The sequence below is a fragment of the Microbacterium sp. CFBP 8794 genome, from assembly GCF_014841235.1.
Classification (GTDB): Bacteria; Actinomycetota; Actinomycetes; order Actinomycetales; family Microbacteriaceae; genus Microbacterium.
Genome location: NZ_JACYTT010000014.1, coordinates 1 through 345, shown reverse-complemented (window position 1 = coordinate 345; position 345 = coordinate 1). Strand labels below are relative to the sequence as shown.

Annotated in this window: 1 protein-coding gene; it reads left to right on the top strand. The window is 66.1% G+C overall.

Features of this window, described 5'->3' with window-relative positions:
• Positions 1 to 43: 43 nt before the first annotated feature.
• A partial coding sequence (locus IFU19_RS16425) for a hypothetical protein (RefSeq protein ID WP_191927028.1) occupies positions 44 to 345 on the top strand: 302 nt, incomplete at its 3' end.

Below are 345 nucleotides of genomic sequence, written 5' to 3'. Positions count from 1 at the left end.
CACGGGTCCGATCTTTATCAGCGGGTCCGTCGACAAAACGACCGTGAGCCCCTCCACCGGCGATAAGACCATCACCGTCACGGTCAAAGCCAGCGACCCCTCCGGGGTCAGCACCCCCACCATCTCCGCCAGCAGCAACGAAACCGACCAAAGCGCGGGATTCGGGGGCATGGACCTCGCCGCAGGCACCGCCACGAACGGCACCTGGAAACGCACCATCACCTTCCCCGCCACCGCGGCCCCCGGGACCTGGACGATCGACCTATTCCCCCTCAAAGACTCACTCGGCAACGGCGTCGGCGGATTCCGCACCATCGCCACCATCACCGTCACCGCCAAAGCCCC